Annotated in this window: 12 protein-coding genes; 10 read left to right on the top strand and 2 right to left on the bottom strand. The window is 44.1% G+C overall.

Annotation, left to right across the window (positions count from 1 at the left end):
* Positions 1-14: 14 nt before the first annotated feature.
* From QNH28_RS15690 to QNH28_RS15645, 10 genes are all read left to right on the top strand, one after another.
* Positions 15-1,334 (top strand): ATP-binding protein, encoded by a 1,320-nt coding sequence (locus QNH28_RS15690; RefSeq protein ID WP_283907526.1) that lies wholly within the window; start codon positions 15-17, stop codon positions 1,332-1,334.
* Entirely contained in the window at positions 1,331-3,529 is a 2,199-nt protein-coding gene (locus QNH28_RS15685; RefSeq protein ID WP_283907525.1) for a DEAD/DEAH box helicase, read from the top strand. Before QNH28_RS15690 ends, QNH28_RS15685 begins: the two co-directional genes overlap by 4 nt.
* A gap of 178 nt (positions 3,530-3,707) precedes the next feature.
* The gene (locus QNH28_RS15680; protein ID WP_283907524.1) at positions 3,708-5,378 is read left to right on the top strand and encodes a spore germination protein; all 1,671 of its coding nucleotides are present in this window, start codon (positions 3,708-3,710) and stop codon (positions 5,376-5,378) included.
* A 37-nt stretch (positions 5,379-5,415) separates the two neighbouring features.
* Positions 5,416-6,519: a GerAB/ArcD/ProY family transporter gene (locus tag QNH28_RS15675; protein WP_042188572.1), complete on the top strand. Its 1,104-nt coding sequence runs from the start codon at positions 5,416-5,418 to the stop codon at positions 6,517-6,519.
* A complete protein-coding gene (locus QNH28_RS15670) occupies positions 6,512-7,702 on the top strand; it encodes a Ger(x)C family spore germination protein (RefSeq protein WP_283907523.1) in 1,191 nt (396 codons plus the stop codon). Before QNH28_RS15675 ends, QNH28_RS15670 begins: the two co-directional genes overlap by 8 nt.
* Before the next feature lie 230 nt (positions 7,703-7,932).
* Positions 7,933-9,306, top strand: a complete 1,374-nt coding sequence (locus QNH28_RS15665) for a sugar ABC transporter substrate-binding protein (RefSeq protein ID WP_283907522.1) — start codon at positions 7,933-7,935, stop codon at positions 9,304-9,306.
* Positions 9,307-9,382: 76 nt separating this feature from the next.
* Positions 9,383-10,273 carry a carbohydrate ABC transporter permease gene (locus QNH28_RS15660; protein ID WP_283907521.1) on the top strand — a complete coding sequence of 297 codons (891 nt, stop codon included), beginning with the start codon at positions 9,383-9,385 and terminating at the stop codon, positions 10,271-10,273.
* 17 nt (positions 10,274-10,290) lie between these two features.
* Complete coding sequence (locus QNH28_RS15655) at positions 10,291-11,115, top strand: carbohydrate ABC transporter permease (RefSeq protein ID WP_283907520.1); 825 nt, start codon at positions 10,291-10,293, stop codon at positions 11,113-11,115.
* Positions 11,116-11,192: 77 nt separating this feature from the next.
* Positions 11,193-12,974 (top strand): cache domain-containing sensor histidine kinase, encoded by a 1,782-nt coding sequence (locus QNH28_RS15650; RefSeq protein ID WP_283907519.1) that lies wholly within the window; start codon positions 11,193-11,195, stop codon positions 12,972-12,974.
* Complete coding sequence (locus QNH28_RS15645; RefSeq protein ID WP_283907518.1) at positions 12,955-14,139, top strand: response regulator; 1,185 nt, start codon at positions 12,955-12,957, stop codon at positions 14,137-14,139. The genes QNH28_RS15650 and QNH28_RS15645 overlap by 20 nt, the downstream gene beginning before the upstream one ends.
* Before the next feature lie 74 nt (positions 14,140-14,213).
* On the opposite strand, the gene QNH28_RS15640 is transcribed toward QNH28_RS15645, so the two are convergent.
* Both QNH28_RS15640 and QNH28_RS15635 read right to left on the bottom strand, forming a co-directional pair.
* Positions 14,214-14,528 (bottom strand): DUF4190 domain-containing protein, encoded by a 315-nt coding sequence (locus QNH28_RS15640; RefSeq protein ID WP_283907517.1) that lies wholly within the window; start codon positions 14,526-14,528, stop codon positions 14,214-14,216.
* 24 nt (positions 14,529-14,552) lie between these two features.
* Positions 14,553-15,332, bottom strand: a complete 780-nt coding sequence (locus QNH28_RS15635) for a GNAT family N-acetyltransferase (protein WP_283907516.1) — start codon at positions 15,330-15,332, stop codon at positions 14,553-14,555.
* Positions 15,333-15,397 lie beyond the last annotated feature (65 nt).

Genomic DNA, 15,397 nt, shown 5'->3' with positions numbered 1-15,397 from the left:
GGGGTGAACATTGCATGAATGTTTTGAAAATTCCTAAACGCATGACGACAGCGCTAGTCAATTCACTGACAGCTGGTGTGGTTCCGCGTATTGGACTAGAACATATAGCCGTTGGCCGTCGGCCAGAGATTGAAGCGATATTGAGAGATATGGACAACATCGCGGAGGGTGGAGCTGCTTTTAAACTAATTACAGGCAAATTCGGTAGCGGCAAAAGCTTTCTTTTGCAGATGATCCGTAATTATGCAATGGATCGGGATTTTGTAGTGGCAGATGCGGATCTATCCCCTGAACGAAGATTAGTGGGAACAAAAGGACAAGGTCTTGCTACATATCGAGAGCTGATGAGTCATTTGTCTACCCGGACGCGCCCAGATGGAGGCGCGCTGGAGATTATTTTACAAAAATGGATCATTACACTTCAGCAGTCTGTGATGCAAGAGAATGAATACGGTCCTGATCACCCTCAGCTTGGTGACGAGGTAGAGAAACGAATTTATGCTGTTGCCTCCGAAATGCGTGGTTTGGTGCATGGGTTTGATTTTGCCAAAGTGCTGGCGACTTACTGGAATGCACACAAGCTCGCTGATGATGAATTGAAGCAGGATTCTCTTCGCTGGCTAAGAGGAGAATTCGCCACACGAACGGAAGCACGAAAAGCGCTTGGTGTTGGCGTGATTATTGATGATGATAATTGGTACGATTATATGAAGCTGTGGGCGGAATTCACTTCTGCTATTGGTTATAAAGGACTGCTGCTGTTCATAGACGAAGGCGTCAATCTCTACAAAATCACGAACAGCATCTCACGTCAGAGTAACTATGAGAAGCTGCTTACGATGTTCAATGATACGATGCAGGGAAAGGCAGAAAGCCTAGGGATTTTTATAGGCGGGACTCCGCAATTTGTGGAGGATGGACGGCGTGGATTATTTAGTTATGAAGCGTTGCGTTCTAGATTAGTTGCTGGAAGATACGGCGCAGCAGGTCTGAATAATTACACTGGACCTATTATTGCGCTGGACATGCTCTCACACGAAGAAATTCTGATCCTTTTGCAAAAGCTTAGAGATATTCATGCGCTTCATTATGGTTACGAAGCACAGTTAACACAAGAACAATTGGTTCATTTTATGGAAGAAGCGGTGGGCAGATTAGGGGCTGACGAGCTTTTGACTCCGCGGGAAGTGGTGCGTGATTTCATGGATCTACTGCACACCTTGCACCAGCATCCGGAGATCTCTTTCGAGAAGCTTGTGGGTGAACGAACCACCAAACCTGCTGAGACCGAACAAAACGAGTTGGATGGGTTTCTGGCGGAGTTTGAACTATGAGTGATAATCCGTTTTATAGGCTGGCTCCCTTCATTAAAGAGTTTATCTATAAGAACCGTTGGGAGACCTTGCGCGAGGCGCAGGTGGATGCCTGTCGTGTGCTGTTTGATACACCGCATCACTTACTGATTGCTTCGGGTACAGCTTCTGGTAAGACAGAGGCGGCTTTTTTTCCAGCGCTCACTGAGCTGTATGAGCGTCCTTCAGGTTCGGTTGGTATTCTGTATATCGCTCCTCTGAAAGCATTGATCAACGATCAATTTACACGTTTGAATGATTTGCTGCGTGAGGGCAATATTCCAGTGTGGCACTGGCATGGAGATGTACCGCAAGCGGATAAAACCAAACTTGTGCAGAATCCTTCAGGCGTGCTGCAGATCACCCCTGAATCCCTTGAGGGATTACTGATGAACCGCCCGAATGCTATTCCGGCGCTGTTCCATGATCTTCGTTACATTGTCATTGATGAGGTCCATGCCTTCATGGGAGCTGATAGGGGAATTCAAGTCCTGAGTCAGCTGGCGAGAATCTCACGAATGGCGGGATGCCATCCGCGTAGAATCGGTCTATCGGCTACGCTTAGCGACTATGCTTCGGTGACGGAGTGGCTGGCGGCAGGCACGCGGGAGAGTGTCGAGGTGTCCGCTCCACAAGGCGGGCGTAAGCTCCGTTTAAGTGTGGAGCATTTCTCCTTTCCGGATGCACGGGATGAGGTGCAGGCGGAGCATTTAGAACGCGCGAAGCAGTCTTACTACGATTTCATTTACGATCACACGCATCTTAAGAAAGCGTTGATCTTCACGAACAGCCGCTCGGATGCGGAGACGGCGACCCTTGAGCTGCGGAGAACGGCCGCGAAGCGTGGGGAACGGGATGTTTTTCACGTTCACCATGGCAGCATCTCCGCGATGCTCCGCGAAGAGACGGAAGCCGCGCTGCGGCAAGGCTCCGGACCTGCAGTTGCGGCAGCGACATTGACGCTGGAGCTGGGCATTGATCTAGGAGAGTTGGAGCGAGTGCTCCAGGTCGGCGCACCTTATAGCTGCGCAAGCTTTGTGCAGCGACTCGGTCGCTCGGGCAGGCGCGGTGACGCCGCATCCGAGATGATCTTTGTCACGCCCGAGGAAGAGGATGAGGAAGCGCAGCTTCCGGCACGGATGCCTTGGACGCTGCTTCGAGCGATAGCGGTTATAGAGCTATATGTGCGCGAGAAGTGGGTTGAACCACTGGTGGTGCGCCAGCTGCCAGTAGGGCTGTTATACCATCAGACGATGAGCATATTGAAGAGTATGGGTGAGGCGGAGCCGGAGGATTTAAAGGAAGCAGTATTAAGTTTACCTTCCTTCAATAGCATTGATCCTACGGACTACGATACCTTCATGACTTATATGCTGGGTATGGGACAAATCGAGAAGATGGATGAAGGCAGCTTGATTATCGGGATGGCAGGGGAGAAAATTGTGAACAACTTCCGCTTCTACGCTGTCTTTAAAGACGATGAAGAGCATGTTGTCTATAATGGAACAGAGGAAATTGGATCGATCACAACAGTACCACCACCGGGTTACTGTTTTACTCTGGCAGGGAAGCTCTGGAAGGTAGAAGAGGTCGATAATCGCCATAAAGCTGTTTATGTAAAAACCTCACGCGGTAAAGTGGATACGTTGTGGCTTGGAGCGGGTGGAGATGTACATACACGCATTATGACCAAGATACGTGAAGTCTTAGGCGCAACTGCACTGTATCCCTATCTAGCTCCAAGTGCCGCTGCGCGGCTTGAGAGAGCCCGCCGTTTAGCGAAGGAGAGTGGAATGCTTGAACGCTCCGTTATGCCAGCAGGTGGAGATTCAATGTTCATTCTGCCTTGGGCGGGTAGTCGGCAATTCCGCACACTGGAGCGCCTTCTTAAAAACAATTTGAAGAGCTCACAGGGACTCCGTTCTATCGTGCCGATGGAACCTTATTATATGGTGGTTGCAGGCAAAACAGATGCAGAAACGCTGGAGGCGGAGATCATCGCTGAGAGTATGGCTGCCACAGATCCGTTATCCTTATTATCTCCAGATGAAGCTCCTTATCTCGGGAAATACGACGAATTCATCCCACATGAGCTGCTACGCAAAGCTTTTTCTTTGGATGGATTAGATGTTCCGGGGCTACTTGAAGTGCTAAAACAATGGCGGCAACCACAGTAACTATTTTAAATATTTTTTATCGAGACGCCCGCTTATGCGGGCGTCTCTTTATGTTTGGATGCACAACAACATTTATCACCTTGCACCGATCTATACTTTCCTTCTATTCCAAAAGTTGTATAAAATTTGAGCGAGCGGAGAATAGTATCTAGAAGATTCCTATTAGAGGATGATTACGATGTGGTCTAAAATAGTCTCTTATATTCCGGATTGGACAATTTTCATGCAAGCGGCGATCACGCTGCTCTTTCCCATAGGGATTTATTATCTTTACAAGCATTTGTATTTTTATGTTGGAAGCGGACGTTCCAAGGAATCAGGGGCTAAATCTCAGGATTCGGAACTAAAGAAGGCAGACAACGATGAAGCAAATCAGCAGCCTCCTGTGTGTACAGCGTTTACTCAAGACTATGATGCCAACCTAACAGCGATAAGAATGGCATTGGGGGATAACAGTGATGTGCATTTCCGTGAATTCTCAGTAAAAAGTATTCAGGCACGTGCCGTGTTGGTTTATGTAGAGGGAATGCAGGATGAAGAGCTGATCAATCAACAGGTGCTGCAAAATCTGATGTTTGCTGGTGAAATGCAGGCTTCGGAAGGAATATACACCTATATGAAACAGAATATGCTCCCGCTGGTTCAGCTTAATGAAACCAGAGATTTGGACTATCTGCAGGAGTCTGTCCTGTTTGGCTACACTGCACTGATTGTCGAAGGAATGCGTGAGATGCTGCTGGTTGGCTTTCCACATGGAGCAGTGCGCGCTATTAATGAGCCGACCTCGGAAGCATTACTGCGGGGACCTCGGATTGGCTTTACCGAAGTGCTCAGCGAGAATACCTCTATGCTACGGCGCCAAGGACTCAATAAGAATCTAGAAATGCAAAAGGTTGAAGTGGGCAGCGAAATCAAGAAGAATCTGGTTATCGCTTATATGAAAAACATTGTAAATCCTGATCTGCTACAGGAAGTGAAGGACCGGATCTCCAAAATTGATATGGATTTCATTCTGGAATCTGGCTATGTGGAGCAGTTAATCGAGGATGATTATTTAAGTCCGTTTCAGCAAACACAGAACACGGAAAGACCCGATCGTGTGATTGCCTCCTTATTAGAGGGGAGAATTGCCATTTTACTTGATGGCACACCGTTTGCACTTATTGTTCCAGTGACGTTCAGTATGCTTTTGCAGTCTCCAGAGGATTACTATGAACGCTGGTTACCAGGAACACTATTACGGGTGCTACGGTTTTGCGCATCATTTCTGGCTCTGTTAGCCCCTGCGCTGTATATTTCTTTTATTTCCTTTCATCCGGGGCTAATTCCTACACAGCTGGCGATTTCCATTATCGAAACACGCCAAGGCGTACCCTTTCCTGCTTTAATTGAAGTGTTGATTCTGGAGATTTCCATTGAAATCTTACGTGAAGCTGGAATTCGTCTGCCGAAGCCCATAGGTCCGGCAATGGGAATTGTCGGAGGTCTGATCATTGGAGATGCCGCGGTACAGGCTGGTATTGTAAGTCCCTTTCTAGTCATTGTCGTTGCCGTGACAGCGATCTCTTCGTTTTCCATACCGATGTACAGTGCCGGCATCACCCTCCGAATCTTACGATTCACAGGCATGTTATTTGCGGCAGTCCTGGGTATGTTCGGAACCATCCTGTTCTTTCTGCTGATTTGCAGTCATCTGACTCGGCTTTCAAGCTTCGGTGTTCCTTACATCACCCCTATCTCACCTTTCCGGGTAAGTGACTGGAAGGATTTATTCGTCCGTGCACCGTTATCCATCATGAAGCGAAGACCGGAGATGCTAAAGACCCAAAAGAAAAAGCGCAGGTCCTAGAGAATGTATTCTTAGCAGGAGCAGAGGGGAGACCACAGTGTTCAAACGTACGGATGACAAGATCACAACCTCGCAGGCTACCATAGTACTGACGAATTCAATGCTAGGAGCTGGAATTCTGACCTTGCCCAGAGATATTGTCCAAGGTGTGAAGACTCCAGATGCCTGGGTTTCTGTGGTGCTAGGTGGGATCGCTGTGCTCATAGTGATACTGGTTATGGTGAAACTTAGCCAGCAATTTCCGGGTAAAACTGTCTTTCAGTATTCTAAAAAAATTGTTGGGAATCTTCCAGGTGGTGTACTGAGTTCACTGTTGATTCTGTACTTTATTGTGATTGCGGGATTCGAAATCCGTGTACTGGCGGAAGTAACATTGTTCTTTCTTCTGGAAGGGACACCAATTTGGGCGATTGTGATGCCGTTCATCTGGGTTGGTACTTATTTGGTGTATGGTGGGATTAATTCCATTGCCCGTGTGTTTCAGATTGTGTTTCCGATCAGTATCTTTATCCTGATCATTTGTTTTATCTTAAGCACCAGGATTTTTGATATCCAGCATTTGCGTCCTTTTATGAGTGAAGGTCTGATGCCGGTCATCCATGGCATGAAGTCGAGTATCCTCATCTTTACTGGTTGTGAAGTTGTAATGACAATGACAGCTTTTATGGAGCAACCGCAGGAAGCAGTCAAGGGGATGGTGGTCGGATTCTGCATCCCGCTGGTACTATATCTGGTTACTGTTGTGATGGTTATTGGCGGTCTGTCCATCAATTCTGTAATCACCAGTACCTGGCCAACGATAGATTTGGTACGGAGCTTTGAAATTTCAGGTTTCTTTTTTGAACGATTTGAATTTCCGCTGCTAGTCATCTGGCTGATGCAGATGTTCTGTAATTTTTGCAGCTTTTTCTTTAATGCGGCGCTTGGAATCTCGCAAGTGTTCAATCTAAAGATCCATCCGGTAATTTTCGCCTTAATGCCCGTAATCTTCATCTGCACGATGATCCCTCAACGCATCAATGATGTCTTCAGTCTTGGTGATTCGATTGGCTATATGGGTGTGCTGATTTTTATGTTGTTGCCACTGTTATTGTCGATTGTATTACTCATCAGGAAGAAAGGACTCAAGCAGAATGTTTAGGCAGAGAGTTTTACGCATATTATTAGTACTCATGGTTCTGTTTACGCAGCCTGGCTGTTGGAGTAGTAAAGAGATTGAAGACCTTAGTGTTTATACGGGTTTGGCGCTAGACAAGGGAGAACCTAATACGCTCGAACGGGAATTCGAGGAACGTGGAGGAAGCTATCAAAAGCATAATAAAGTTACGGCAACCGTACAAATTGTGCCTGAAAGAACAATTGGAAACTCCGGCAAAGATGGCGAAACACCCAAAACCCATTTTAACAATATTTCAGAGACTGGAGATTCTTTGCTTGAAGTATTCCGTCAATTCTCCATTCGCCAGAACCGTCCAATTATAGGCCACCACCTCAAGGTTATAGTTATCTCAGAGGATTTAGTGCAACAGGAGAAGATCAGACGGTTGATGGACTTTGTACTGCGAGATAACGATATCCGTCCCAGCTGTCTCATATTTCTTAGCCAAGGGCGTGCGTCCGATACGCTTATGACGACCTCGGAGGAGATTCCTTCCTTTCGACTGGCAGAGATGGTCCATAACAACTTCAGAACCAGTAAAGTTATGAAGGGGATAACGTTGTCGAATCTAGATGCGCTGATGTACTCCAAACAAAGCTTTGTGTTGCAGAACGTTGTGGAGGCACAAGGTGAGGTCGAATTTTCCGGAGCCGGTATTATCAAAGGAGATACAGGACATTGGATCGGCAATCTTGACCAACATGATGTGGAGAGTATTGCCTGGATTAAAGGGGATATACAAGGCGGGAGCATCAAAGCATATGATCAGTCGAACGACTCGATAACTTATGAGATTAAATCCGTTAAGAGTAAGATTACGCTGAATGAGACCGAAGATAAGAAGATATCCTTTCATGTTGCGATCGAGTCCACTGGCCGCCTAATTGAGAATTGGGATGTTGATGCGCATTCCTCGGATGTTGTTTATTTCAAAGAACTTGAGAAGATATTCGAAGAAAAATTAACCCAGCATATCAATAGTCTTATCCATAAAATGCAGTCCACCTACAAAGTGGATGTAGCAGGATTTGGTGATTGCTTCAGCATTGAAAAACCACATGTCTGGAAACAGATTAAGGATCATTGGGACGAGGAATTTACTCGGATTCCATTAACCTTTGATCTAAAGCTTAAGATTACCGATTTTGGTTCAACATCTGATTGAACGAGTTCCAAGGCAGCAGTGAACAATGTCTATAGAACTAAATTTGCAACAGACTGATTATCGAAAATATTGTTAATCGAAACGCCCGAATTAGCGGGTGTTTCGTTATGTTCGGACATATATTGTATTTTTCTAGAAAAAACAAACCATTTATCTTAAATTTGACACCTTGTTGAAAGCGCTTAACAGTACAATAATAAGCCTATAACGAAAATAGGGGGCGTCAAACAATGGTCAGCAAAAAAATGAAGGCAACTTCAACAATTGCGTTATCAGCAGCTTTGGTTTTAAGTATGGCGGCATGTGGAAATTCAAACAACAACGAGAGTAAAGGCGCTACAGAGTCGAAAGGGAATACAGCTACGAATGCTCCAGATGCCGGAACTACAAAAACCGAAAGCGGTAAGAAGGTCACGATTACTTTTCAAAATATTTACCCGGATCCAGCAACACCTGCTTATAAGATGCTCCATGAATTAGTTGACCAATATGAAAAAGAAAACCCTAACATTCACATCGAACTAGATACTCTGAATACAGACCAACAAAAGGTCAAACTGAAAACACAAGCCGCTTCCAAAGAAGTTCCTGATATTACGATTGTTAACCCGGCTGCACAAATGAAACCTTTCGTTGATGCTAAGCTGTTTGCTCCCCTGAATGACATGCTGGATCAAAATGGACTGAAGGACACTTATCAATCCGGTCTGCTTGATTACTACAGCTTCGATGGCAATGTTTATGCGCTGCCAGATGGTAATAACATCGAGGTAGTCTACTATAATAAAGAACTATTCGAGCAAGCGGGCATCAAAGACACTCCTAAAACATTCGATGAATTACTCCAAGATGTAAAAACATTGAAAGCAAAGGGCATTACGCCAATCGCGATCGGTGAAAAAGATTCCTGGACGGGTTCATTCTTGTTCATGAATATTCTGCTTCGCACCAATGGAGGGCCTGGTTTCCTTCAAGATGTGTTGGATGGCAAAAAAACATTTGAAGATCCTGCTTTCGTAGAAGCTGTAGATCGTTTCCAAGATCTTGTGCAAGCAGGTGCATTCCCAGATGGAGCAACTTCCATTGATGCTAACGCAGGCGGTAATATCTTCAAATCCGGTAAAGCTGCTATGTGGGTTATCGGTTCATGGGAAACAGGTGCAATTGACGCTTCCTCAGTCGCTGGTAAAGCAGGAGCCTTCCAATTCCCAAGCGTTAATGGTAAAGGGGATCCAAATGAATTCATGCTCGCACCAGGTAGTGCCTTTGCAATTTCTGCGAACAGTGAGCATTTACAAGAAACTAAAGACTTCTTAAACTTCTTTACACTGAACTATCCTAAAAAGCAATTTGAACTCAAAAATGCTGTAGGGATTGGTCAAAAAGTGGATGGAGACCTGAAAGCTGCAGGTTACTCTGATCTGGCGATCAACGTTTCAGGATTGTTCAATCAAGTTAAAGGTGGCGACTTGGCCTTTGACAATACTATGAACCCAGCTACGGCACAAGTCCATCTCAGCAGTATCCAAAATCTTTTTGTTCAAAAAATGGATTCCGCTCAAGTGGCTAAAGAACATCAAACCGCATTTGAAGCAAATAAATAAAAAGGTTTCCAAAACGCGATGCGAGGGTGCTTAAACGCTTCTTCGCATCGTGTTTACATTCTAGGGGGCGGAAATAATGAAGGTACTAAAGGTTCCAGCGCGCACAATCGCCGTCTTCGTGTTACCTTGCCTGCTTTTGTATGTGTGCTTGGTGTTTGCTCCTATTCTAGTATCCTTTTATACAGGATTGCTGCAATGGGACGGAATTACGACTGCGAAGTTTGCTGGACTTGCTAATTTCAAAGATATGTTTTTTCATGATCCAGTATTTTGGCCATCTGTAAAGAGAACCTTACTCTATGCTGTGGCCTCCATGGTGGAAATTCCATTTTGTTTGTTGATGGCTATCCTTCTTAATCGGTACGTGAGAAAAGGAAACACTTTAGTTTCTATTTACTTTACGCCGGTTATTTTGTCGGTAGTTATCATAGGGCAGCTCTGGAAAACAATTTATGATCCTGTCTCCATGGGAGGGATGTTGAACGGCGTTCTGATCTCACTTGGGTTAGATAGCTGGACTCACAATTGGATCACAGAACCTAAAATTGCGATGTTCGCGCTCTATGCAGTATCTCTTTGGCAATATTTCGGCTACCATTTGCTGATTCAATATACTGGTGTTCAGAATATTCCGGATGAGCTGTATGAAGCAGCAAAGATTGATGGGGCTGACGGATTCAAAGCCGATCGATATATTACTTTTCCACTGATAATTCCAATCTTTAAAATATCTATCGTACTCGCCTTTATAGGGTCTTTGCAGGCTTTTGATCTCGTTATGGTCATGACAGCCGGTGGACCTGCTCATGCTACAGATGTTATTTCCACACATATGTACAACAGTTCATTCTTATCCTTTAAATATGGCTATGGTAGTGCTATCGCTTCGTTCTTGGTCATACTGTGCCTTGTGTTTACTGCTAGCATTAATACGATCTTTAATAAGCTTGAGAAAAAATTCAGTTAGCAAAGGAGTGCGCGATCATGCGGAAAGTTAAAAAAGGATTCGTGTATCTTCTCTTTGCGATTCCTGTCGTTACCCAGCTATATCCTCTTCTATGGCTAATGCTCTATTCCTTGAAGACCAATGAAGAGATTTTGGGAGGAAGTTTTTTCTCATTTCCTAAAGTATTTCAGTGGCATAACTATAGAGAGGCTTATGAGTCTGGTAGCTATCTAAAGTATTTATCCAACAGTGTAATGGTTACCGGTGTAACGATGATCTTTGTCATCCTGCTTAGCTCAATGGTAGCTTATGCGATCTCTCGGTTCCGCTGGCGTTACGGCAACTTGGTCATGACGATTTTCTTAATGGGGATGATGATACCCATGCAGGCCACTTTGCTACCACTGATGATCATTTTCAAAAATATGCATATATTGAATACGCATATGTCACTCATATTGCCTTATGTTGCTTTTTCAACCCCTATAGCAGTGTTCATATTAAGTGGGTTTATGAAGAGCATTCCGCATGAAATCGAAGAATCGGCCTTTATCGATGGGGCGAGCGTATATCGGATCTTCCGCACGATCATTCTTCCTGTCTCCGTACCACCGGTAATGACAGTATGTATTCTAACGTTCATCAACATTTGGAATGAGTATATCTTAGCGGCCACCTTCATTTCCTCCGAGAAATTGAAGACCTTGCCCTTTGGCGTGTACACATTCGTTAGTCAGTATTCTGTAAACTATGGGAATATCGGCGCTTTTCTAGTTATGGGTGCGCTACCTGTCATCTTAATCTATTTCTTCTTATCCAATCAAATAACAAAAGGAATGGTGGCGGGAGCAGTAAAAGGATAAATCTATATTGCAAATTACAATAATGGAATTATAATGAAGAAGCAGCAGAACAGATGAGTTTGAGGAGGGAAGCCTTTTTGAGAAACAGCTTTCATTCCATCCACCATCGATTGTTTTTGCTGTTTCTTTTTTGCATGTCTAGCATTCTATTAATTGTGAGTCTGCTCTATTACAACCGGACAACCGTACAGTTTCATGAAAAAATAAGTGATTTGTCGCAGAAAAATGTTGCTCAGACGGCGGATTTATTCAGCTTGCTGTACAAGGGGTATGACAGTCTCTCTAAATCACTAAGCAATAACTTTGAATTGATACGTTTGATTAATGAGACAAGCACTGAGCCCGCGGTAGCTTACATCAATGAACAGACAATTACCAATATTCTAGGAGCTATATTTTATTCTCGGGATGATCTCGTAGGTATTCATGTTATTACAGATAAAGGTAAGATCTATAATTACGGAAATTATATGAATGTGGTTGATCCCGAATATATGAAGGAAGATTGGTACCATCAGCTGCAAGCTTCCTCCGGTAAAATGGTCTGGCTCGGCGTCTATGAACATTCTCTTATCGATCAAGTGGAGGATAGTCCTGTGTTTGCCTTCGGCCGTCAGATTTACGATCTCAATGAACACAAACCGATTGGCATTGTTCTGTACGAGACGAATCCGAAGCCTGTTCTGGATGCGCTGGATAATGTGAAGCTGGGTGAGCATAGCCAGGTGTATTTAATGTCGCAGGATGGACGATTCGTATCCTCTGCCGAAGATCAGGAGCCTGATTTAGCTCAGCTTCCGTCTTTGCAGAACTCCCAGAATGTAGTAGTCGAACAGACAGCCAATCGTCTGCTTGTCGCTTCTAAGCTGTCCTTCTCCGGTTGGTGGGTGCTTAGTATTACTCCTAATCGTGACCTAAATGTAGAATTGGTAGAGATGAAACGTTATCTGTTTATTGTATTTTCGATTCTTGTTCTCGTCTCTACTTTGATAGCTTCTATTGTTTCACGAACGATTTCTTTGCCGCTTAAAAAGGTGATCCGAGAGATGAAGCAAGTAGAAATCGGTAATTTTCGTGGAATGGTGAATGTTTCTTCATATCAAGAAATTAATATTCTTGTTGCTTCGTTTAATCGGATGGTTCGCCGAATCGAAGAACTGATCGAGCGGGTAAAACTTTCTTCCGTCAGTGAGAAAAATGCTGAGCTTCATGCCTTGCAATCTCAAGTGAACCCACATTTTCTATACAATACTCTGGATATGATTTATTGGATGCTGGATGAGGAAGGAAATGAGCAACTAGGTGAACTTGTTCTCTCGCTATCTTCGATGTTCCGTTACAGCAGTCATTGGGAAGCTGACGTAGAAGTCACGCTACGAGAAGAACTAGAACAAATCGGGCACTATCTAAATATTATTTCCATTCGACTGGAAGGTCGTCTAAGGATTGAGATAAATATAGATGACCGATGGCTTGAGGTTCGCCTTCCCAAGATGACTGTACAACCGGTCATTGAAAATGCTGTAAAACATGGCTTGGAATCGCTCGACCGTCAAGGTATTCTGAAGGTGAGTGTACTTGAAGAAGCTGGAGTACTGAACATCGTCGTTCAAGATAATGGCAAAGGTATGGATGCAGAGAAGCTGAATGCGCTGGTGGAATCCTTGGACCGACCAACAACGAAAGAAAATGGAAAAATGGGGATCGGTCTTCAAAATCTGCATCGACGGCTCCAGCATATGTTCGGAGAATCCTATGGTCTTGTGATTCGAAGTTTACCTGGAGAAGGAACCGAGGTTGCTATCATGCTGCCGATTCCGCAGGAAGGAGAGCATAGTCGTGAACATTCTCATAGCTGATGATGAACGTGTGATCCGCGAGGGCATCAAGCGCACTATAAGAAGTATCTATCCAGATTATTGTGTACATGTTGCTGCGTCGACAGAAGAGGCGGTCAAGATTATGGAGGAACAGTCCATTCATATCGTCTTAACAGATATTCTTATGCCGGGTATGAATGGCTTGGAGTTCATGAGGATCTCTAAGCGGCGGTATCCTTATGTCAAATGGGTGGTCATCTCAGCACACAGTGAGTTTGCCTACGCGCAGGAGGCAGTTCGTCTTGGAGCGAGAGATTATCTACTTAAACCGATCGGCAAAAGCAAGCTACTTGAAATCATCAGTGACTTAGTGCTAGAAATAGAGCAGGATCATAAGTTCATTAAAGATGAAGACCGGCTAAAGTCAAGTCTGAAATACTTAATAGAAGGTGTATTTCAGAGACTCGCATCTGGTTTTAATCTTGGTAATCTAGACATTAGTCAATTAATAGAAGATCATCAATGTTTCTATTTGATTTTGCTGCAAATGGATGCGGGTGATAAAAACATTCGTATAGAACATTTTATTGTAGAGAATGTGTTAACTGAGCTGATAGAACGAGATGGGCGTGGGTTTGTGGTCAGCTATGACCGCCAGAGTCTGCTGGGCTTAATCACCTTGAGAGAAGACGCGCGATTAGAATCTTTTCTGGAAGATGGAAGGACCTATTTGAAGCAGTATTTAAAAACACCCTTCCAAATGATACAATCCGGACTTAGTTATGATATCAATACTGTCCCTCAGATCGTAACGAGCTTAAGAGAGGCAGTGAATTCGCAAGTATTGGATTTAACGCCAGCGAAAGGTAGTGGCGAAAAAGCCATCGACATCGCATTGCAATATGTAAAAGAACACTATTTCGAAGACCTTACTTTGGAAAAGATTGCTTCCGTTGTATTTCTGAATCCGGTCTACTTCAGTCAATTATTTAAACAAAAGACGGGTCTAGGCTATAAAGAATACGTTACATCCTTACGTTTGGAGCAAGCGAAGCTGCTACTTGTGAACTCGAAGCTTAAGGTGGCAGAAATTGCCGAACGTATTGGATATCAGGACATGCGGCATTTTACACAGATGTTCCGCAAGCGGTTTCTCTTAACTCCGACGGAGTATCGTCAGCAGCTTAACAACGGAACCTACTGATTTGTCCATAGGATAGGAAAAAGGATCTCTGTAGCCATTAGGGTGGCTATAGAGATCCTTTTTTTGTGTGTAGATCAGTATGGGTAACTAGAAGCTGCGTATATAAAAAAAATGAAAAATAAAATTAATATGGCGTAAAGTAGAGTGCCGACAATTCCGCATACCAGACCCGCGATAGCTAAGCCTCTTCCTTGCTCATATCGAACCCGTATTTCTTTAAGGGATAGGGCAGACAGAATAACCGCTACAATCCCTAACAAAAATCCGATATAAGGAACAATTATGGAAAGCACTCCTAAGACGAAACCAGCGATTGACTTGCCATTCATCGGTGTTGGTGGGGGCGGGGGAGGATAATAGTTCTGATTCTCGTTCGGCCCATAACTCATTCAAATCACCTCCTATCAAGCGTGTTATTGGCTGTAGTTAATCCAGTGTTCAAGCTGTACACAAGGAACGAGACCAATGGATTTAGCTAGTCTGATGGAAGCTTGATTTGTTTCAAGCACGTGATAGCGTGGAATAAACCCACGTTCTAACGTTTCTTGTATGGCTGTGCGCACTATCTTTTTAGCGTACCCGTTTCTTTGGAAGGATTCTAAAGTATGTACAGCACCGATTTCCCAGATGGTTTCTTCATTACGGAACGCTAAGCAGGTACTGACTGGATTGTCGCCTAGGAAGATGGACACGGAAAAAGCACCATTTTGAAAATATTCTTCTATTTCGTCTTTCGTGTAATGATTAGCGGCCCACAGCGGAATTAATCTGTCATCAGCCACATGACTGATAACAACTTCTTCGTCCTTCGGAAAGATTTGTCCCTCAGTTGTACTGTATGAGTAGAAACCCCGGACTTTCTCCATTGAAAAGTGTGATGCTAATGCCTCTTTGTAGTTCACGTCTTGCAGTTTAAAAACAAATTTTGCTTGCGGAGGCAGCAGTTGAAACAGAGCCGGAAAAACATCTGGGCTGCTGTAATCCATAAATACGATGTAATCCGCTTGAGGATATACTCTATGATCATATGCGTAGGCAGAGGCAGGAAGAAGCAATAAAACACCCCATTGATTTCCTTGCTCTACAAGATGAGACTCCATGACTTCGTGGAATTGGGTTAGCATTTTTAATAAACTGACATTCTTCAATGGTTCCTTGCGCAATCTGGTTATAATTGGGTCATTCTGGTGCATGTTATTTACTCCTCGCTCAATATATTCAAATATAAATTGTACTTCTGTAGATCATATATATTTGG

The sequence above is a fragment of the Paenibacillus sp. G2S3 genome, assembly GCF_030123105.1.
In the GTDB taxonomy this organism is placed as follows: domain Bacteria; phylum Bacillota; class Bacilli; order Paenibacillales; family Paenibacillaceae; genus Paenibacillus_AQ.
The sequence above is the reverse complement of the archived record's forward strand: the minus strand, read 5'-3'. Positions and strand labels throughout refer to the sequence as shown.